At 38.8% G+C, this 21,336-nt stretch carries 19 protein-coding genes; 10 read left to right on the plus strand and 9 right to left on the minus strand.

The genetic code is table 11. The features are described from left to right. Nucleotides 1-13: 13 nt before the first annotated feature. The 6 genes from iolD to ACFO3P_RS02955 form a co-directional block, all read right to left on the minus strand. The gene (gene iolD, locus ACFO3P_RS02930) at nt 14-1,930 is read right to left on the minus strand and encodes a 3D-(3,5/4)-trihydroxycyclohexane-1,2-dione acylhydrolase (decyclizing) (protein WP_289584972.1); all 1,917 of its coding nucleotides are present in this window, start codon (nt 1,928-1,930) and stop codon (nt 14-16) included. 29 nt (nt 1,931-1,959) lie between these two features. After that, nucleotides 1,960-2,940, minus strand: coding sequence for a 5-dehydro-2-deoxygluconokinase (gene iolC, locus ACFO3P_RS02935; RefSeq protein ID WP_289584973.1), 981 nt, complete (start codon nt 2,938-2,940; stop codon nt 1,960-1,962). Nucleotides 2,941-3,037: 97 nt separating this feature from the next. Beyond that, nucleotides 3,038-3,856 (minus strand): 5-deoxy-glucuronate isomerase, encoded by an 819-nt coding sequence (gene iolB / locus ACFO3P_RS02940; protein ID WP_289584974.1) that lies wholly within the window; start codon nt 3,854-3,856, stop codon nt 3,038-3,040. Between the two features lie 328 nt (nt 3,857-4,184). Continuing rightward, nucleotides 4,185-5,642 (minus strand): CoA-acylating methylmalonate-semialdehyde dehydrogenase, encoded by a 1,458-nt coding sequence (locus tag ACFO3P_RS02945; protein ID WP_042531759.1) that lies wholly within the window; start codon nt 5,640-5,642, stop codon nt 4,185-4,187. An 85-nt stretch (nt 5,643-5,727) separates the two neighbouring features. Next, a complete protein-coding gene (locus tag ACFO3P_RS02950) occupies nt 5,728-6,117 on the minus strand; it encodes a tautomerase family protein (RefSeq protein WP_042531760.1) in 390 nt (129 codons plus the stop codon). A gap of 2 nt (nt 6,118-6,119) precedes the next feature. Then, the gene (locus tag ACFO3P_RS02955; RefSeq protein ID WP_256705664.1) at nt 6,120-6,932 is read right to left on the minus strand and encodes a DeoR/GlpR family DNA-binding transcription regulator; all 813 of its coding nucleotides are present in this window, start codon (nt 6,930-6,932) and stop codon (nt 6,120-6,122) included. Nucleotides 6,933-7,378: 446 nt separating this feature from the next. On the opposite strand from ACFO3P_RS02955, the gene ACFO3P_RS02960 reads away from it, so the two are divergent. From ACFO3P_RS02960 to ACFO3P_RS03000, 9 genes are all read left to right on the plus strand, one after another. Next, nucleotides 7,379-8,422, plus strand: a complete 1,044-nt coding sequence (locus ACFO3P_RS02960; RefSeq protein WP_042531762.1) for a Gfo/Idh/MocA family oxidoreductase — start codon at nt 7,379-7,381, stop codon at nt 8,420-8,422. Continuing rightward, a complete protein-coding gene (locus tag ACFO3P_RS02965; RefSeq protein WP_193062870.1) occupies nt 8,422-9,234 on the plus strand; it encodes a sugar phosphate isomerase/epimerase family protein in 813 nt (270 codons plus the stop codon). Before ACFO3P_RS02960 ends, ACFO3P_RS02965 begins: the two co-directional genes overlap by 1 nt. A gap of 89 nt (nt 9,235-9,323) precedes the next feature. Then, nucleotides 9,324-10,736, plus strand: a complete 1,413-nt coding sequence (xylE, locus tag ACFO3P_RS02970; protein ID WP_042531766.1) for a D-xylose transporter XylE — start codon at nt 9,324-9,326, stop codon at nt 10,734-10,736. Between the two features lie 272 nt (nt 10,737-11,008). Continuing rightward, nucleotides 11,009-12,019, plus strand: a complete 1,011-nt coding sequence (locus ACFO3P_RS02975) for a LacI family DNA-binding transcriptional regulator (protein WP_226894752.1) — start codon at nt 11,009-11,011, stop codon at nt 12,017-12,019. 25 nt (nt 12,020-12,044) lie between these two features. Beyond that, on the plus strand, nt 12,045-12,800 hold the full coding sequence (locus tag ACFO3P_RS02980) for a DeoR/GlpR family DNA-binding transcription regulator (protein WP_193062874.1): 756 nt from the start codon (nt 12,045-12,047) through the stop codon (nt 12,798-12,800). Between the two features lie 183 nt (nt 12,801-12,983). Next, entirely contained in the window at nt 12,984-13,280 is a 297-nt protein-coding gene (locus tag ACFO3P_RS02985; protein ID WP_193062876.1) for a PTS sugar transporter subunit IIB, read from the plus strand. Nucleotides 13,281-13,282: 2 nt separating this feature from the next. Next, nucleotides 13,283-13,588, plus strand: a complete 306-nt coding sequence (locus ACFO3P_RS02990) for a PTS sugar transporter subunit IIA (RefSeq protein ID WP_193062877.1) — start codon at nt 13,283-13,285, stop codon at nt 13,586-13,588. A gap of 236 nt (nt 13,589-13,824) precedes the next feature. After that, nucleotides 13,825-14,844, plus strand: coding sequence for a Gfo/Idh/MocA family oxidoreductase (locus tag ACFO3P_RS02995; RefSeq protein WP_042531775.1), 1,020 nt, complete (start codon nt 13,825-13,827; stop codon nt 14,842-14,844). Nucleotides 14,845-14,878: 34 nt separating this feature from the next. Next, complete coding sequence (locus ACFO3P_RS03000; RefSeq protein ID WP_042531777.1) at nt 14,879-16,471, plus strand: solute:sodium symporter family transporter; 1,593 nt, start codon at nt 14,879-14,881, stop codon at nt 16,469-16,471. Between the two features lie 64 nt (nt 16,472-16,535). Here ACFO3P_RS03000 and ACFO3P_RS03005 read toward each other — a convergent pair whose 3' ends face one another. From ACFO3P_RS03005 to ACFO3P_RS03015, 3 genes are all read right to left on the minus strand, one after another. Next, entirely contained in the window at nt 16,536-17,960 is a 1,425-nt protein-coding gene (locus ACFO3P_RS03005) for a sugar porter family MFS transporter (RefSeq protein ID WP_042531779.1), read from the minus strand. A gap of 107 nt (nt 17,961-18,067) precedes the next feature. Continuing rightward, on the minus strand, nt 18,068-18,955 hold the full coding sequence (locus ACFO3P_RS03010) for a sugar phosphate isomerase/epimerase family protein (protein ID WP_042531781.1): 888 nt from the start codon (nt 18,953-18,955) through the stop codon (nt 18,068-18,070). A 150-nt stretch (nt 18,956-19,105) separates the two neighbouring features. Next, nucleotides 19,106-20,245, minus strand: coding sequence for a Gfo/Idh/MocA family protein (locus ACFO3P_RS03015; RefSeq protein ID WP_042531784.1), 1,140 nt, complete (start codon nt 20,243-20,245; stop codon nt 19,106-19,108). 221 nt (nt 20,246-20,466) lie between these two features. Between ACFO3P_RS03015 and ACFO3P_RS03020 the strand changes: the two genes are divergently transcribed. Beyond that, entirely contained in the window at nt 20,467-21,306 is an 840-nt protein-coding gene (locus ACFO3P_RS03020; protein ID WP_042531786.1) for an AraC family transcriptional regulator, read from the plus strand. Nucleotides 21,307-21,336: the final 30 nt, after the last annotated feature.

Below are 21,336 nucleotides of genomic sequence, written 5' to 3' on the forward strand. Positions count from 1 at the left end.
CATCCAGCTTCCATTAATATTGTCTTGCATTATCGAGAATTTGTTGTCTTTCTGCGGCAGCTTTTTGTACACTTTCCTTTTCGGAAACTTCTGCTACTCCAACATTCCACCAGCTACCATCGTAGCCGTCTGTCATTGTTTTTGGCAGCACTTTTATTTCAATCAGCGTGGATACCGTTTGTTTTTTAGCATCTTCCACAGCTGCTGTTAAATCTTTTAGGTTATTGACAGAATAGGTTTTTAAGCCATATCCTTCTCCGATTTTAGCGTAATCAATGTTCATGATTTCGTTATTCGCATTACGGAATTCTGTTCCTGTGCTTCCATTTCCGTGATCCATTTGTAAGTTATTGATGCATCCAAACCCGGAATTATCGAATAGCAGCAGGTTGATTTTTTTATCATATTGAAGAGCTGTTACAATTTCAGAGTGAAGCATTAAGAAGCTTCCGTCTCCTACAACTGCATACGATTCCTGTTCAGGCTTCGCTAATTTAGCTCCCAGTGCTCCTGCGATTTCGTATCCCATACAAGAGTAGCCATATTCTAAATGGAACGTGTTTGCCACATTGGCATTCCAAATCCGCTGCATATCTCCTGGCAGTGATCCTGCGGAAGAAATCACAATAGCATCGCTGTCAACCACATCATTGACTCTAATTAATGCTTCCGTTTGTGTTAATTCTGTTTTTAGCGCATCTGCATAATCATTTAAAATCTCTTGATTGAAATGATCCGCGATTTCAGGTTTAAAATCATTGCGATTGAATTCTGTTGCAGCTAAGCGATTGCGCTCATTTTCCCACTCTTGTTTCAGGGAAGCTGTTTCTTCTCCATAGCTTGATTGGTAATCGCCAATATTTTTATTGATTGATTGCAATGCTGCTTTGGCGTCAGCCACCACTTGGAAACCGTCAAATTTATAAGCCTGCCCGCGGTTTACATTGATATTTAAAAATGTTGTCTTGTCAAAGTCAAACAACGTTCTGGATGACGTTGTGAAATCTGTATATCTTGTACCGATTCCGATAATCAAGTCGGCGTTCATCACTGCTTTGTTCGCAGCGGAGGTACCTAAAATACCATTTCCGCCAAGATTATTCGGATGAGTAAACTCCACGGTTGATTTCCCGGCATGTGTTTCTACGATGGGAATATTTGCTTTTTCAGACAGTGCTACTAATTCCTCTCTTGCCTCTGAATATTTAGCACCGCCGCCGACTAACAGTACCGGGCGTTTGCTTTGTTTAATGGCTGCAATTGCTCCGTCTAATTCACGCTGCGTCGGTAATTTACGGTCTACATAGTGAACGCGTTTATTGAAAAAGTTGACTGGATAATCATATGCCATCGCTTCTACATCCTGAGGTAAGCAAATCGTTGCTGGTCCAGTTGTTGCCGGATTCGTTAATACTTCAAATGCTCGGATTAACGCACTCATCAACTGTTCCGGACGATCAATACGGTCCCAATATCTTGAAACAGCTTTGAATGCTTCGTTGGTTGTTAAATCTGTACTGTGTTCATGCTCTAATTGCTGCAGTACAGGGTCGGGCTGTCTGGTGGCAAATGTATCTGCCGGTAAGAATAGCACCGGGATATTATTTGCAAAAGCAGTTCCAGCTGCTGTTACCATATTCGCTGAGCCTGGTCCTGCAGATGCGGACACAGCAAAAATCTTTTGACGGAGATTTTGTCTGGCAAAAGCTGTTGCTGCATGTGCCATTCCTTGTTCATTCTTTCCTTGATAGCTTTTTAGACGTCCAGGATTATTTTCAAGTGCTTCTCCTAAGCCTAAAACATTTCCATGGCCATAAATATGGAAAACACCTTCTACAAAAGGCGTTTCTACGCCGTCTACAGAAATATATTGCTGATTCAAAAACTTTACCAATGCTTGTGCAGTAGTTAAACGGATTTTTTCACCCATTTTATTCAACCTACCTTTCGTATCTAAATTTAAGAACGCTCGCGAATAAGCTGTTCAATTTCTTCTACAGTCGGCATCGCTTCGGAAGAACTGTGCTTGCTGACAACGATGGAAGCAGATGCACTGCCGAATTTCAATGCAGTTTCATAGTCTTTTCCTGTAACAAGTGCGTAAAGAAATGCAGATGCATAGGAATCGCCTGCGCCAAATGTTTTTAACACTTTTGTTTTGTATGCCTGTCCGCGGTGAACGGTACCATCTGGCTCATAGGCATAGGAACCGTCGACACCATGCTTGATGACAACAAGCTCGGTATTATGCTGGAATAAGTGCTGGACTGTTTTTTCATTGTCGCCTTCTGAATCCAGGTTTTCCATCACATCGTATTCGTCACGCGTACCGATAACGACATCGGAAAGCTCTGCAACGAGAGAGTAATATACTGCTGTTTCCTCAGCAGATTTCCATGTATATGGACGGTGATCTAATTCAAAGATAACTTTGACATCATTCTTTTTTGCATATTGAACTGCTTGCAATACCGCTTCACGAGAAGGGCTCTGTGCCAGTGCGGTACCGGAAACAAGAAGGATTTTCGCTTTTTTTATATAATCTTCGCTTACTTCGGTGGAATCTAAATAAAGATCCGCTACTTGATCACGATACATTAAAATGCTGCATTCTTCCGGGCTTAGAATTTCTGTGAAAGTAAGTCCGGATTTATGTCCTTCTGTATCGTAAACGATATGAGAGGTGTCAATCCCTTTTTCCTCCATGTATTGTTTGATAAAGTTTCCGTGCTGGTCTTCTGAGATTTTGCCGATAAATCCAGCTTTCAGCCCTAATTTTGAACTGCCAATAGCAATATTTGCCGGAGAACCGCCAACGTATTTTGTGAAAGTCATTGTTTCTTCCATCGGACGGTTGTATTCGTTTGCATTCAAGTCAATCGCAGCGCGGCCAATCGCAATAATATCGTATTCTCTATCTTGATTAAATGTAAGTGCCATGCATTTCGCTCCTTTTTCATTACGGTTTATTTTCATAGGAGAATCGCCCTCGCCTCTTTCTATAAGAATAGAGGAGAGGGGGACGATTCAAAAATGATTAGTCTCGATCAATAATCCATTCATGATCTTTTTCGTTATGGAATTTCCAGATGCGTTCCGGCCCGGCCATGACATTTAAATAGTAAGAGGCATAGCCGTCTGGCACGCCTACTGGATGGTAGCCTTTAGGAACAAGAACAACATTGGCATTTTCTACAGCCATGGTCTCATCTAAAGAACGGTCCTCTGTATATACACGCTGGAAAACAAACCCTTGCGGCGGGTCCATTTCGTGATAATAGCTTTCTTCTAAGAAGGACTCGTTTGGAAGATTGTCCTGGTCATGCTTATGCGGAGGGTAGCTGGACCAGTTAGCTGTTTCTGTAAACACTTCTACAACAAGCAAGCTGTTTGCGGAAGGATCAGAGTCCGGTAAAATATTGTGTACTTGCCGTTTATTATTATATTTTCCGCGATGCTCTACGCCGTTATCCTCTGCTTTAATCAGTTTGGTCGGCAGCTCTTTATCAGATGGAGCAAAGCATAATGCTACACGAGCTTTCGTGTTAGCTGTAATGGTAACTGTTTTATTATGGGAAACATAAACACTGTCTGTCGGTTTACGTTCAAATACGCTTTCGCGGGTACCAATATCAGAGAAGCTTTGATAGCCATCTGTGACAGTGATTTTTCCTGTTAATGCGACAACACAAAGCTCTAAGTTCGTCAGCTTTTCGTCATAGCTGGTATTTGGTTCTAAATCTACTACTTTAAAACCGACATAATGAAGGTCGGAATTTTCTTCTGTCACTTCATGAACAAGTGTTACGCCGTCTGCTAATTTGTTATTTTCAGGTTTTCTTAATAAATGACTCATAAAGAACTCCTTTCGACATGGGATGAGGCTGGGACTAGAGTGAAAAGCAATGTGGTCAGGTTAATATGCCGCTGCGGAAAAACACTACGCTTTCCGCGGGCTTGAGCTCAGCCTCCTCGGTAAAAAGAAGAGCACTTTTTCCCTGCGGGGTCTTCCCACTGCGCTTTCCCGCAGGAGTCTCCGTATTTTTCCTCCGCTAGTTAGTATTATCACTATCCTACTTGTATCAAATATATTTTTTATAAATTTATTAACCTGACAACATTGGCTGGAGATAAAATGCCCAGCCTCATGTTTTATTTAAAATCTAGTAATCTGCTTTAATGCATTATGAAAAATCTGGTTCAGGGTAACGGGCGGTTACTACTTTTTTACGTGTATAGAAATCGACACTGTCTTTTCCATTTGCATGCAATGTACCGTAGAAAGAAGACTTCCATCCGGAGAATGGGAAGAATGCCATCGGTGCTGGTACACCTAAGTTGATTCCTAACATACCTGCATCGATGTTTTCACGGAAATAGCGTACAGATAATGCGCTTGTAGTGAATAGGCAAGCACCGTTAGCGAATTCAGATTGGTTAGCGAATTCCACTGCTTCTTTTAGGTTTTTCACACGTACGACAGATAACACTGGAGCAAAAATCTCATCCTTCCATATTGTCATATCTTGAGATACGCCATCAAAAATCGTTGGTCCGACAAAGTAGCCATCCTCATTTTGTTCGTTACGTCCGTCGCGAACTAACGTAGCGCCTTCTTCGATTCCTTTTTCGATATAACCCAGTGTACGTTGTTTTGCTTCGTCGCGGATAACCGGTCCTAAGAAGACACCTTCATCCAGGCCATTACCCATTTTGATGTTGTCAGATGCTTCTTTTAATTTTGCGATAAATTCATCTGCAACGGAATCTTCTACAGTTACCACCGCACAAGCCATACAGCGTTCTCCGGCAGAACCGAATGCAGCGCTGATTACTTCTTTTGTAGCTAGGTCTAAGTCAGCATCTGCTAATACCGTAGAGTGGTTTTTCGCGCCAGTTAATGCTTGAACACGTTTTAAATTCTCACTTCCGCGCTTGTATACATATTCTCCAACTGGCTTAGAGCCTACGAAGGATACTGCTTTTACAGTAGGGTGGTCTAAAATGCCATTCACCACATCATGTGCACCATTTACAATACTGAATACACCCTTAGGAAGACCGGCTTCATCCAGTAATTCTGCAAGTCTGGCTGCAAGAATAGGTGTTTTTTCTGATGGCTTTAAGATAAAGGAGTTACCTAAAGCAATTGCCATTGGGAACATCCAGCAAGGGACCATCATTGGGAAGTTAAATGGCGCAATTCCGCCGACAACTCCTACAGGGTAACGATAGTTGGTAGCTTCTACATCGGTTGCAATTGTTGCAAGAGAATCTCCCATCATTAATGTCGGTGCACCAGCAGCGAATTCTACGTTTTCAATACCGCGTCCAACTTCACCTAGTGCTTCGCTAACACTTTTTCCGTTTTCCTGGGTAATTAATTTTGCTAATTCTTCTTTATGCTCTTCTAATAGATTTTGATATTTAAATAGAATGCGGGCACGTTTGGCTACAGATACTTTTTTCCATTTTTCTTGAGCAGCCTGAGCTGCCTGCACAGCATCTTCAAAATCCTCTGGAGTAGAGATTGGCACTTGTGCTAATACTTCTTTTGTTGCTGGATTATAAACATCTTCATACTTATCTGTTTTACTTTCGACCCATTCACCATTGATAAAGTTCTTTAGTTTTTTAGACATTAGGATATGTCCTCCTTTAATATAGTAGATTTATATTTTATTCTCTGAAAAATTTAGAGAAAATAGATAACTTAGTTGAAAAATGCTAGAGGTCACCGGTTAAAAATTGTGCCTTGCCAAATCCAAAGCTCCATTCTCCGGCGCCATTCGTGACAAAGGTAATCATGACATCCTTTGGATCTACCTGACATTGCTGCTCTAACCTTTCTGTCAGAAGCTGATAAAAGTCTTTCTTCATCTTGTCCGTCCGCTGTGTACTGATGACGGTAAAAAGGATGACGTTATCACTTCTCTCAAAGCCGAGCCCGGTATCCTTCATAATCATTTCGTAGGGTTCATGCTGTGTTACAACTTGGTAACGATCACCCTCAGGGACATGAAACGCTTCCAAAACAACTTGATGCGCTGCATCCAAAATTTGTTTGATTTCCTCCGGTTCTCGACCTTTGATTAAATCAACTTTAATTAGGGGCATCTCTACACTCCTTCATTTTGATTTGCAATAACAAGCTCGACATTATAATTCTTACAATAGTCGATATACGCTTGACCAGGGCGTTGATCTGTAATCAGATAATCCAGCTGGTTCAGATTGCAATAAGTAGTTAAAGCGACTTTATCGAATTTTTGATGATCAACTAACAACAGCTTCTGCTCGATTTGTTCCGCTATATAAGATTTCAATTCGCTTTCCACAGGAATAGAGCTCGTTACGCCATTTTTGATAGAAATCGCAGTAGCAGCTAAAAATGCTTTGTTAATATTATAATTCTTTAGAATTTCCTGTGCCTGAATCGTTGTAAACGACTGCGTTCTGCGGTTAAGCGCGCCTCCCAAACTATAAACAGTAAGGTTTTCATAAGGCATCGTTCTCAGGATGAAATCAATATTATTCGTTACAATCGTGATTTGTTTGTCCTGAATATATTTAATGAGCTCTAATACGGTTGTTCCCGTATCTATAAAAATAATGTCCCCATCTTGAATATAGTTGGCAGCCTGTTCCGCAATCCTTTGTTTATTTGGCAGATTCTTTGTCTGCCGGTAAGTGAAGGAGGTTAAAGGCTTGGTGATATCTTTGTTTTGCTGTTTTTTTTCAGCAGGCTGATTAACAGCTGCTCCGCCATGAACCTTAACAATGTCACCGGTCTTACATAACTCCTGCACATCATTACGGATAGTATTTTTAGAAACTGCAAATTTATCAACGAGTTCATCATAAGAAGCTCTTTGCTTGAACGTAATATATTCTTGTAATGCAGCGATACGCTTCGATTTGATGTTGATCACCTCTTTTCTTACATCGAGTATAACACAAGGAATCCAAAAAGTTAACAAGAAATGACCAAAAGTTTATAATTTATTTGAGCATTTTATTGTTTTGTTGATGTGACGGTGTTTTTGGATACGTTTTCTTTTAGAAGGATGGGTAAGTTAATGTTTATTGAGATATTTGCTCTGCAGAAGAGCAGTAGATTGTGTTTATGAAATTTGTTAGAACAAAAATGACATACTGAAATAGAAAGATAGACTTTGGTTTGTCTTCTTTTTGGGCATTAGAAGAGCTAATACGAGTTTTTTGCTAATAATAAAGGTGAAAAAAGGGAAAGTGTTTTCCTGTATAGTTTGTTTTATTTCTAATTTATTTTGTATAAATTAATATTGACATGAATTGAAAGCCTGTTTATAATCATCGTCATAAGGAAAACACTTTCCTAAAGAAGGGGTGAATTTTTATGAAAACATTAAATATAGGATTGATAGGTGCTGGAAGAATGGGGGCGTTTCATGGCCAAACAATTGCGCAGCGTATTCCTGGGGCGAAATTGTATGCGATTGCAGACCCATTTCCACAATCTGCTGAAAACGTATTACAACATATTGGAGAAGAAGCTAAAATTTATACAAATCCGTTAGATTTAATTCAAGATTCTGAAGTAGATGCCATTGTGATAGTTTCTCCAGCAAGAACACATTCGGAAAATGTTATTCAAGCGATTGAACATGGAAAGCCCGTTTTCTGTGAAAAGCCAATGGCAGTTTCGATAGAAGAGATGAAAGCGATCAAAAAAGCTGCAAAGAAAAATCCTGTACCGGTCCAAGTTGGTTTTAATCGTCGTTTTGAAAAGGGTTTTGAACAAGCGCATCAAGAAATTGTTGATGGACAGCTAGGGGACGTACAGCTGCTTCGTTCAAATACGAGAGATCCAGAGCTTTCTGGTCCAGAAAAGAAACCGGAATGGACGATATTTTTAGAAACATTGATTCATGATTTTGATACGTTGATGTACTTAAATCCAGGAGCGAAACCGGTAGAGGTATATGCGAAAGCAGATGCGCTTATCCGGCCGGATTTGAAGGAAAACGGATTATTGGATACTTCTGTGGTGACGATAACGTTTGATAATGGATGTATTGCGGTAGCGGATGCCAGCTTTCAGGCTAAATATGGATACGATGTACGTGCGGAAGTATTTGGTTCGGAAGGAATGATTACGTTAGGAGATATCAAAACATCCAGCATGCAAAAATTTAATACAGCTGGAGCAAGCTACCAAACTACCAGATATGATCAGGATCTTTTATTTGATGCATATGTTGATGAATTAAAGCATTTTGTGAAAGCGGTACAAAATGAAGAAGTAACGCCAAAAGTATCTATTGAAAATGCAGAATGGGCATTGTATTTGGCGCTGGCAAGTATTGAGTCTGTGAAAACAGGACTTCCTGTAAAAGTAGAAGATGTTATTTCATTACAGTTAAAGGAGGAAGCAATGTAATGAGAGAATATGGGCTATGCTTATGGACATTTGGAGATGTAGATACACAGAGAAAGATAAAGCTTGCGGAAGAGATTGGTGTAGATGGTGTTGAAGTGCAAGGAAACTTAGAGGATGACCCTGCGGAAATAAAAGAATTACTGAAAGAATATAACTTAAAGGCTTTATCTGTGACACCGGATAATGTTGATATTTCAAGTATTGATGAAAAAGTCAGAGTGGATGCTGTTAATTACTTTCTGGAATTATTAATCTGGGCTAAAGAGCTGGGATCAGGTAGAATTTGTCTTCATGGTGAAGTTGGGAAAATAACAGGTTCAGGTAACTCGGATAAAGACTGGGAATTGCTTGTGAAAAGTACAAAGCAAATAGTAGAAAAAGCAGAAGAACTCGAAATGCCTATTGTTTATGAGGTGCTTAATCGTTATGAAAATCATCAAATAGTCACGTCAAAAGAAGCAAAAAAATTGATAGATGAGGTTCAAAGTAAATATCTTACTATTTTATTAGATGCTTATCATATGAATATTGAAGAAAGCTCATCTGTTCAAGCGTTGAAGGATGCCGGAGAAAATTTGGGCGTTTATCATATTGCTGACTCCAATAGACAAGCTATTGGTAATGGACATGCAAATTTAAAAGAACAGGTAGCTGTTTTAGGAGAAATCGGTTATACAGGTCCTGTGATTATGGAAATGACAGCTGCCGGACCTAATCCTTTTACTCCTGTGAAAGAAGGAGACTACTTAGGTGTTATTACAGCATATTATCGTGCGTCATTAAAACAGTTAAAAGAATGGGAGAAATACTGAGGTTTCAGCGCTTTTAAGGCGCTGTTTCCTTCATATGAATGACAACGCTTTCCGGGAAGGTATTTAAAAAGGGGAAGAGGGGTAAATACATGAAGAAAAATACAAGATATATTGTTACATTAACATTGATTGCCGCTTTAGGAGGATTATTGTTTGGTTATGACACAGCTGTTATTTCTGGAGCTGAGCAATCCTTGCAAGTGTATTTTATGGAGAGTCTCGGCCTAGGGACATTCGCACATGGATTAACCGTTTCCAGTGCGTTAATTGGTTGTATTGTCGGAGGGTTAATCAGCGGATTTCTTTCTAACAGAATTGGACGCAAAAACTCCCTGTTAGTAGCTGCTGTATTATTCTTCGTTTCTGCTCTGTTATCGGCTTATCCTGAATTTCTATTCTTTACGAAAGATAACCAGACAATGGGACTTTTCATTATGTTTAATTTTTATCGTATTATCGGTGGAATCGGCGTAGGTTTAGCGTCGGGACTTGGACCTTTATACATTAGTGAAACATCTCCCGCGAATATTAGAGGGAAATTGGTAACATTAAATAATTTAGCGATTATATTCGGGATGTCTTTTGTGTATTTTGTTAACTGGAGAATCGCAGCGGGGCAGGAATTAAGCTGGATTCATGATGTAGGCTGGAGGTATATGTTTGCTTCAGAAGCAATACCAGCCCTGTTATTCTTTGGATTGTTATTCCTTGTTCCGGAAACACCAAGGTATTTAATCTCTAAAAATAAAGATCAAGAAGCACTGACAATACTTGAAAAAGTGAATAACTCGAAGGAAAAGGCAAACGCAATTTATCAAGAAATCAAACAAACCGTTGATGTAAAAAATGTTCGAGTGTTTTCTTATGGGAAATTAGTTGTCATTGTTGGTATTTTATTAGCTGCATTTCAACAATTTGTAGGCATCAATGTTATCTTATATTATGCTCCAAGAATTTTTGCGGAAATGGGTGCGAGTTCAGATGGATCGATGTTTCAAACGGTAATCATCGGAATTGTTAACTTTATCTTTGTATTAATTGCAATGCTGTTAGTTGACAGAGTTGGAAGAAGATTATTAATGATTGTAGGTTCCGTTGGTATGGCTGTAGGAATGTTTGGTGTTGCTGCACTAGCATATCTTGATCAAATGGGGATTGGCGCACTTATCTTTATCTTGATTTTTGTGGCATTCTATAATCTATCATTTGGTCCGTTGATGTGGGTATTAGCCTCAGAACTGTTCCCTAATAAGGTAAGAGGCCAGATTATGGCAATCACTGTTGTGGCAAACTGGGGTTCGAATCTGTTGATATCTTCTACGTTCCCGTCTTTATTAGAATTTGGGGCAGGATTTGCTTATACTTTCTATGGCATTATGTGTGTACTCGCGCTATTGTTTGTTCTAAAGCTTGTCCCTGAGACAAAAGGGAAAACATTAGAAGAAATTGAAAAGTATTGGGAAGATAAACAGGCGAACTCGCAGCAGAACAAAGCTGTGTAGGGAAACAAGATAGAATGGAAAAAAAAGCTTGGTGTAGTTTGCGACTATATCAGGCTTTTTTAGCAGGTAAGAAAGTATAAACTTTCTTACTGCATAAGTGTAACTAAGGTTGTCACCTAAAGGCCTGGTGACAACCAAGTTTTCTAATGATTTTAAAGAATAGTGAAATAAGAACCGTTTTACATCTATGGCGTACTCAGGTTGTTTACTGTAGAATTAAAGTTACTTAATGATAAGAAAACGATACATGATAAGAAAGTAGGGAAATGTTCTTGAAAGAGAAGCGACCGACAATTTATGATGTAGCTAAAGAGGCTGGAGTTTCTATTTCCACCGTTTCTAAAGTAATGAACGGCACGGGCAGTATTGCAGATAAAACGAAGAAAAAAGTAGAGGCAAGTATGCAGAAGCTAAGTTATCAGCCAATTGCTGCACCTGCATTGCAGAAAAGGCTGCAAACAATTGGATTATTAATTCCATCTATCGCTGATCCTTTTTCTGCAGAAATTGCCAGGAAAATTGAAGATAATGGACGCAAATATGGGTTCAGCTTAATTGTTTGCAGTACAGATAATAATCTTGTTAAAGAAAAAGAGTATATTGCTATTCTTCGTAAAAAATATGTAGATGGTATTATTATTGCGACCGGCTTGAAAAATGCGAAGGCGTTACAGGAGTTGAAAAACAGTAATATTCCTATTGCGCTTTTATCCCGGGAAGTTCCTTCGCTGCCTTTGAATACAGTTTTAGTAAATGATTATTTAGGAGCTTATGAAGCAACCTCTTATTTAATAAAAAAAGGTCATCAGCGGATTGCGATGATAACAGAGGATATGTATTTTTCATCTGTAAAGGCAAGGGTAGACGGGTATAAGCAGGCGTTGGAGGATGAGCAAATGGAAGCGAGCAAATCACTTATTTCAATAGATAATTCCAGCTTTATGGATGCTTCGCAGTCAGCTGGGAAGCTGGTTAACATGCAAGAGCCGCCAACGGCAATTTTTGCATCTACAGAACCTTTGGCAATTGGTGCCATGCAAGGAGTTCGGGAAGCAGGTCTGATGATTCCTGATGATGTATCTATTGTTGGTTTTGATAATTCTATTCTGGCTCAAATGTGCTACCCTCAGTTAACAACTGTTGCACAACCGACGGAGGAGATGGCTGAAAAAATTGTTCAGCTCTTAGTAGAGGAAATAAATGGAACGGAAAAAGTGAAGCAGCGAATCGTATTAGCTCCGAGATTAGTGATTCGGGGGACAGTGGGGGAAGGTCGGCAGTAATAAATTCTTAGAAGGAGAATGCTATATGATGAAAGCGCAGCGGGTAACTGCAATACTTGAATATGTGAAAGAAAAAGAATCTGTATCACTTGATGAACTTGTAGATCGATTTGGGGTTTCTAAAAATACAATCCGACGGGACATTCAGGAGCTTGTAGATGAAGAACAATTGGTGAAGGTTTACGGCGGGGTGTCTATTTCAAAACCGCTGACCGTTCCGTATCAAGACCGGAAAGTTAAGCAATTCCATGAAAAACAAAAGCTTGCAAAATTAGCAGCGGAATTTATTGAGGATGGGGATATTATATTTCTTGATTCAGGAACCACTACCGTAGAATTGCTTGATTTTATCAAGTATAAAAATATTACTATTGTGACCAACAATCTCGATTTCACATTGGATGCCAGTGCTTATCCCAATTTAAACATTTATTCAACAGGCGGGGTTTTCGAGCGTTCTACAAGATCTTACGTCGGAACAGAAAGCGCAGAAGTAATCCAAAAATATAATTTTAATAAAGCTTTTATGGCTTCGACAGGACTTTCACTGGATAAAGGAATAACGAATTCATCTCCTTTAGAAACACAAGTAAAGGCAAAAGTAATCCAAAAAAGTGAGCAAGTATTTATTCTTGTAGACCATACAAAATTTGATAAGTATGCATTGACTACCTATTGTAATTTTGATGACATTGATTATTTAATAACGGATCAGGAACCTCCGAAAGCATATATAACACATAGTGAACAAAATCAATATGAAGTAATTTATCCAAATTGATTTTGTAATACTCTTCATAAAAAATGATTGTATGCAGAAAAATTGCATTCTTAGGGTAAACTCTTTAATATAAAATAAAACTTCACACTGTGAAAGGGTGCACAATCATCAAGAAATTTCTATTTCCATATTTTAATTGCACGAATCAGTGTGACGAATATAACTAAAAAAGAGGTGTAACGGATGGAAAAAGTGATTGTAGTATGTGAAGCAGGGATCACAACCAGTTTATTAGTAAAAAAATTAAATGAACTTGCGCAAGAAAAAGGGCAAGGTATCGATATTCAATCTAAAAGTCTGGAAGAAGGCTTGGATTACGTGAAAGAGCATAATATAGATGTTGTATTATTAGGGCCCCAAATTCATCATAGCGCTGAGAATTACGAAGCATCAACAAATGCAAAAGTCGCTAAAATTTCAGTGAAAGACTATAACAGCATGAATGTTTACAGCATTTTTGAACAGATAAGAGAGGCGTAACAATGGCGATCGATATAGAAGTATTTATGCCTTTGATTACAGAAGCTTCTCAAGCAAAAACGTTAGCTTATCAGGCATTAGGTCTTGCAAAAGAACAAGATATAAAAGGATATGAAGCAGGCATCGCTGATGCTAAAAAGCATTTGATAGCTGCTCATAAAAAACAGACGGAGCTTTTGCAACTGAACAGCCGTGAGCAGCAGACAGATATCAATATTTATGTCATTCATGCGATGGATCATGTGACAAATGCTCAAATGATTTGTGATATGGCGCAGGAATTAGCAGAGCTTCATTTAAAAAAATAAATCATAGAAAAAGATTATCCTGTAATTGGTATATGCCATTACAGGATTTTTTTATGAAAAAAAGAGGTGTCCAGCGAATTTAAACATGCAGATACTAATCAATTGATTACAAAAGATAACAATAAATTAATCATAAATTGATAGAAACTTGACTAAATATTAATTTTTATAATAGTATATAACATAGTAACAACGTAAGTGAACATATCTATAAGTTTAACAAAGGAGAATTTCAAATGAAAACGCTTAAAATTGGTGTTGCAGGATTAGGAAGACTAGGACTGATTCATGCAGAAAATATCTATAATCTAAAAGGAGTCGAATTGACAGCGGTTTCTAATTTAGATGAGGAAGTAAATAAACAGGTAAAGGAAAAATATAAAGTCCCAAATGTTTACACAAATTATGAGGAAATGCTGGAACAAACGGAGTTAGATGCTGTTTGCATTGTTACACCTTCTGGATTCCATACAGAGCATATTCGTTTAGCATTGAAGAAGAATTTGCATATTTTTTGTGAAAAGCCAATTGGTTTAGAAGTAGAAGATATCAAGCAAACGATAGATGAAATTGAGAAAAGTGACCGCATTTTTCACTTAGGATTTATGAGAAGATTTGATGAAGATTATCTATATGCGAAAGAAATGATAGATAGCGGACAAATTGGAGATATTTCGTTAATTCGTTCCTATAGTATTGATCCAATCCAAGGGTTAGACAGCTTTGTCAACTTTGCTAAGAAGAGTCCAAGCGGCGGGCTGTTCCTGGATATGAGCGTCCATGATATTGATGTGATCAGATGGCTGACCAAATCAGAAATTTCGACTGTTTGGGCAACAGGAACGAATAAAGCTGCGCCGGAATTGAATGAGCTGAATGAATTGGAATTAGGAACAGTTACTATGAAATTGGACAATGATGTAACCGCTTTGCTGGTGGCTGGCCGTACAGCTTCCCATGGTTACCATGTAGAAACAGAAATTATTGGAACCAAAGGCATGCTGCGGATTGCTGCATCTCCTGAAAAAAATAAAGTAGCTGTATTTAATGAGCATGGTGCAATCCGCCCATCCTCGCAGCATTTTCCTGAACGATTTGCAGAAGCGTATGTAAATGAATTAAAGGACTTTGTCCGCTGCATTCGTGAAAATCAGCAGCCTGAAGTAACTGCTCTTGATGGGTTACGCGGAACAGAGGTAGCGTTAGCATGCCAAGAATCATTTGACGGGAATAAATTGGTGGATATTCACTATTAAAGGACCATGCATATCATTTTAGGGGGAGAATAAAATGAATTTATTTAGTATTATCAGTTTTGTTGCTGTGTTGGTATTGATTTATCTCTATGCTTTTTATCGTACAAGAAGTATCGATAAAAAAGATTCAGAGGGTTACTTTTTAGGCGGGCGTTCCCTTGTCGGAACAACGGTTGGGATGACCATCATTATGACTAACCTATCGACAGAACAGCTGGTAGGACAAAATGGTCAAGCCTATGTAGCTGGTATGGAAGTGATGGCTTGGGAAGTAACTGCCTCCGTTGCTATCGTTATGTTAGCGTGGGTATTTTTACCAAAATATTTCAAATATGGTGTCAATACAATTTCTGACTTTATTGAAATTCGGTATGATACATTTACCAAAAGAATTGTATCTATTTTGTTTATATTTACTTACATTGTCAGCTTTATGCCCGTGGTTTTATACTCTGGAGCTTTGATTTTTAATGATTTATTTGGAATTGAGCAGCACTTGGGAGTCAGCAGAATAACAGCTGTGATTATTATCTCAACAGTTATTGGTTTAGTTGGGGTAACCTATTTATTTGTCGGCGGACTCTCCCTGATTGCTCATAGTGATTCACTATATGGCATCGGCTTACTTCTTGGCGGTCTGACCATTACGGTGTTAGGCATCATCGCACTTGGTGAAAATAGCTTCTTCGCTGGTCTGGATAACTTTTTAACAAGCCATCCAGAAAAATTAAATGCTTGGGGTGCACTGGACTCGCCAATTGTACCGTGGCCAACATTATTTTTAGGAATGTTGTTCAATAACTTGTATTTCTGGTGTACAAACCAAATGATTGTTCAAAAAGCACTAGCAGCGAAAAGCTTAAAAGAAGCGCAAAAAGGCGCTATGATTGTCGGGTTCTTTAAAATTTCCGGCATGTTTTTCTTAGTTATTCCTGGTGTTATCGCCTACAATATGTTTGGTGATGGCATGCAGATGGATCTTGCTTACCCTGCATTAGTAGCAGAAGTGTTACCAAACTGGGCTGCCGGTCTGTTTGGGGCAGTAGTGTTTGGAGCAATTATGAGTTCTTTCGTTGGATCGTTAAGTGCAACGGTTACTTTGTTCAGCTTAGACTTTTATAAACCGGTAATTAATAAACAAGCAACAAACCGTCAAATCGCAAAAGCAGGAAGAGTTTTAACGATTGTCATTGGTGTTATTGTTGTTCTTGTTGCACCATTAATCTCTTTATTCCCGCAAGGATTATATGCAGTTATCCAAGAGTTTAACGGGTTGTATAGTATGCCGCTTTTAGCAATTATTCTAGTCGGCTTTTATTCTAAAAAAACATCTGCAACCGGTGCAAAGATTACATTGATTTTCCACATTGTTGTATATGCATTGTCTAAAGTTGTTATTCCGGATATTCATTATCTATATGTTTGGAGTGTCCTGTTTTTAGTAGATTTAGCTATTCTATATTTCTATAGCCAAAAGAAACCATCTCAGGAAGATTTCCAATTCGACAAATATACAAACAAAGTCGATATCACTCCTTGGAAGCATGTTAGATGGGTTGGTATTCTGATTCTGGTTGTTGTTGTCGCATCCTATATTGTCTTTTCTCCACTTGTATTAGCTAATTAATATATTTAGAAAGCAAACATCCATGTTAAAGATGTTTGCTTTCTTTTGTGTTGATTAACTATTTTTACAATACTGCCTTTTTATCAGTGCTATTATCTTCCCAAATATGCTCTAACTCTTCCAATGTTTTTCCTTTCGTCTCCGGAACATACTTCCAAATAAAGATAACAGCAAGCACACTCAATGCACCGTAAATCGAGAATGTCATTCCGCCTAATACATCATGGATTGGCGGGAACGTGGAAGAAATCGTTAAGTTGGCAATCCAGTGTAATGCAGTTGCGATAGATACAGCTTGTCCGCGAATGCGGTTCGGGAATATCTCGGATACAACAATCCATGTGACCGTACCCCAGGTTAACTGGAAGCTCGCTACATATAACAGCATGAAGATCAATGTTGAAATGCCAAAGACTTCAAAGTATGCCAGGATAGCAACCATAAATAAGTTAAAGGCACAAAGTATGGAACCGCCGATGAGCATCGGTTTTCTTCCTATGCTGTCTACTAGAAGAATCGCTGTTGCCATAAAGACTACGTTCACAATACCTACAATTACCGTTTGCAGCATCGAGGCGGATTGTTCTGCTCCCAGCTCTGCAAAAATACGCGGTGCATAATAGAGAATAACATTGATTCCAATCAGCTGCTGAAAGATAGCGACCATAATCCCGACAAACAAGACAAGTTTGCCGTACGTAAAGATGCTGATTTTTTTAGCTGATTCAAAGCGGACGGATTCTTTGATATCTGCTAATATAGCCTGTGCTTTTTCCTTTGATCCATTTACTTTCTCTAGTACAATGGCTGCTTTATCGTATTCCTGCTTCAATGCCAGATATCTTGGGGTTTCTGGTACGGATAATAGTAATATGAAAAAGAGCAGAGCAGGTACTAACTCCGAAGCAAACATATATCTCCAGCCAAAGTCATCAATCCAAGCAAGTGATTGACCAGAAGCAATATTTAAGTTAACGATATAAACAATCAGGGCACCGATTCCGATGGATAGGGTATACAATGCTACATATTTACCGCGGCTCTGCTTTGGTGTTAATTCACTGATGTAAACTGGCGCAATGGCTGATCCGATTCCAACGCCAACTCCCCCGATAACACGATAGATGTTAAACATGAATAATAGGCCGAGTGTCGGATCATCCTTTGTGAAAAACAGAATTTCTGGATACGCACTGGTGAAAGCGGATACAGAAAATAGTAATGCTGCTAAGATCAAGGTCTTTTTTCTGCCGATCTTATTTGCTAGAAATCCAGAAATGAATCCGCCAATCACGCAACCGATCAAGGCACTGGATACCGTAAAACCATGTGTGAAGGAACCTAGACCCAGCGGCTCAATCAAGTATTTTTGTACGGATTGCTCTGCCCCGGAAATAACTGCTGTATCATATCCAAATAAGAATCCTGCTAATGCGATAATCGGCACGACGGTGAGAATATAGCGGTTATTATTTTTTGGTTTACTCATTTTATTTCCTCCCATTTTTAATACCATAATAGCTATTAAATGAGAGATACCATGAAGTAATTCTTCATGATATCTCTTTTTCCTGAGATTGTTTTCTCTCTATTTGGTCACTGCCTTTTCTTAATCAGTCCGTCTACATAATCATACGTTCTTTTCGCAATCGGATAAGGCTTATCAAATGGGGCAGGGTACATATCCTGCTCAACAACTGCCCATCCATCAAAATCAATATCCTTCAAGACATCGATAAAGGCTTCAAAATCAACGACCCCTTTTTCCGGCTCGCACATAATATCCTCACTGACTGCTTTGGCAAAGGACCAGTTTTCCTTTTGCATTTTTTCTCTTACTTTCAAATCACAGCTTTTAATATGCAGGTAGGGGATACGTTTGTGGTGCTTGCGCATAAATGCAACTGCATCCCCGTCTGTATACGCATGATGTCCTGTGTCCAGACAAAGCTTCACATCACTGTCCTGCAGCAATCTTTCAATTTGTTCTTCTGTTTCGATATGGCTTTGCGCATGCGGGTGGAAAACAACCTCTAAGTCATATTTGCTTTTTGCATGATTTTTGATTTTATCTACATGGTTGACGAACTGCTTCCATTCTGCACCATTTAATTCTGGTGAGCGGACAAGCTCTCCGGTAAATAAATCCGTATAGCAATCATCGATTAGCACAACATATTCTGCTGTTGGAAATTTCAATTGCAGCTCGCTCATTTTATCCAGCTGCTGGATCAGTTCATCCGTACTTGTTTCAGATGTTAAATCACCTACCAGCGTGGTTGCTACTAAATCTAATTGACGCTTGTCCAATTCTGCTTTTAATTTGCTGTATTCATTCGGCAGATAGCCCCATGGACCAAGCTCCAGACCGCTGTAGCCGGCGTCGGCCATTTCGTCTAAGCAGCGCTCCCACGGTGTTTGTTTATCATTTTCCGAAAACCAAACTCCCCATGAATCTGGCGCGGAACCTAATTTAATGTTCATACGTAACTCCTCCTGGCATATATTGTTATCGCAATGTAACGATCCGATTGGTTTAACTGTTATTCAGTGGGGGATAGGACTTCTGGTGAATGAAGCTTCATTTTATCACGGAGAACCGTCCGAAAAACCCCCACTGAGTGTAGTTTCGTTTTATACTTGAACTGTATTTTTTACTTGAACCCAATTTTTCTGTTCTGCTGATTTTAAAATAGCACTTACGGTTTGATCGATTTTCGCCCCGAATTCAAAATCACATGTGTACGGTGTGTTTTTCGTTACAGCAGATAATAATTCATGCGCCTCCAATATTTTCATGTCATTGTAATTGATGGAGATTCCAGCAGCTGGATGGAATGCGCTGTACCCTTTGTGCTCCGGGTTTAATAAGACGGTGCGGAAGCCGCGGTCTGCCTCATTATCGGAAGTGAAGTAAACATTCACTTCATTCATTCTTTCCAGCGTATAGTGAACAGACCCTTTTGTACCCTGAATTTCATAAGCTAAATGATTTTTACGGCCGGAAGCAATTCTGCTGGAAGAAATCGTTCCAATTGCACCGTTTTCATAATTGGTTAAGAAAGAGATAACATCTTCATTTTCTACCTCTTGTAATTCCTCCGAACCGGCTTGAGCCGGGCGTTCTTTGATAACGGTTTGGGAGATTGCATTGACACTTTCCATATCTCCTAAAATATATTGAGATATACTTAGTAAGTGAGAGCCAAGATCTCCTAAAGCACCGGAACCGGAGAATTTATTGATATGTCTCCAGGTGATTGGAAGCGATTCATCTAATAAACCATCCTGGTCATATGTTCCAGTGAATTTAACAATCTTGCCTAGTTTTCCGGCTTCCACGAGTTCTTTAACATAAGCGTTCGCAGGATTCATTACATTATTATAGCCAACATAGTTAACGACACCTTTTTCTTTGGCAAGCTCTGCTAGTTCAACCGATTGTTCTGCTGTCAGTGTTAATGGTTTTTCACAATAAGTATGTTTTCCATTCTCTAAAGCAGCTTTAGCAATGTCGTAGTGAAAAGCGTTTGGCGTTGCAATGTCAACTATATCAACATTTTCATCTGTGACAATATCCTGCCAGTCGGTGGTATATCTTGAGAACCCAAGCTGATTGCAGGCTGCCTGTGCCGCTTCCACGTTTACGTCCGATACCACTTCAAATACAGGTTTTCCATATTCAGGCCCGAAAGCCATTAAAGCGTTTACAAATGAGTTGCTGTGAGCTTTTCCCATCCATCCTGCACCGACTAATCCAATTCTTACATCCATATTAAATACCTCCTAGGTAACTTTTTGTTAAGTTTTTATTAACTCTGTTTCTAACTAGAATACTATTATAGATTTTTAGACAAGTCATTAGTTAATATTGCTTTAAAATTTAAGAATCTTGCTCTTTGGTATTTTGGTGTTTTATTTGATATACTTTATAAAATAGTTTTCCAAACAGCCGTGGGCTGTAGTAAGTATGCTGAATCTAAGGAGCTATGCATATGCAAATTGAAGATAAAGGAACCGTAGAGCCATCGAAAATGTATTTTGCAATGACCAATGAATTTGCAAAAAAAGCACTTTATTATGTGATCAATTCCGGCAGGTTTTATTGCAATACAAATTATCAAATTAGAAGAGAAACACTGGACAGCTTCCTGTTTATTTATGTCAAAGAGGGGAAGCTGGCAATTCAATATGACGGGCGCTCTTTTGTTGTTCAGAGCAATTCCTTTGTGTTTTTAGATTGTCATCAACCGCATATGTACAGAGCCATTGAAAATAGAACGGTATTTGACTGGTTCCATTTTTCTGGGAATGCTAGCAAAGCATACTTTGAGCTGCTTTATGCGAAAAATGGCTGTGTGTATAAGCTTTATGAGCAGCATATTTTGCTGAATTTGATGGAGAGAATTATAAAAATGACGGAAGAAGATAATGTGGAGGAGCATCTCGCTTCGATTTATATTCAACAGATTTTATATGAGCTGAATCAGTATTCTAATCCATCCGATCAGCAGATGGAACATAAAATAAAACAGGCGATTGCTTATATGGAGGATGCTTTTCAAAAGGATATCAAGCTGGAGGACATTGCGAGCTATGTATACTTAAGTCCATATTATTTTTCAAGAGTATTTAAAAAATCGATGGACAGCTCGCCGATTCAATATTTGATTAACTATCGGGTGAATCATGCGAAAAAGCTGCTGCATCATACCGATTTATCCATCGAAGAAATTGCAGCGGAATGTGGTTTTAATAGTGCTTCTCATTTTATAACAACATTTAAGAAAAATGTGGATATGTCTCCAAAGCAATTTAGAGCTATCTTTTTTTAAGGGAAAATGTATTGCAGTAACGTATGACTA

Source organism: Oceanobacillus aidingensis (genome assembly GCF_042654105.1).
Classification (GTDB): domain Bacteria; phylum Bacillota; class Bacilli; order Bacillales; family Amphibacillaceae; genus Oceanobacillus; species Oceanobacillus oncorhynchi.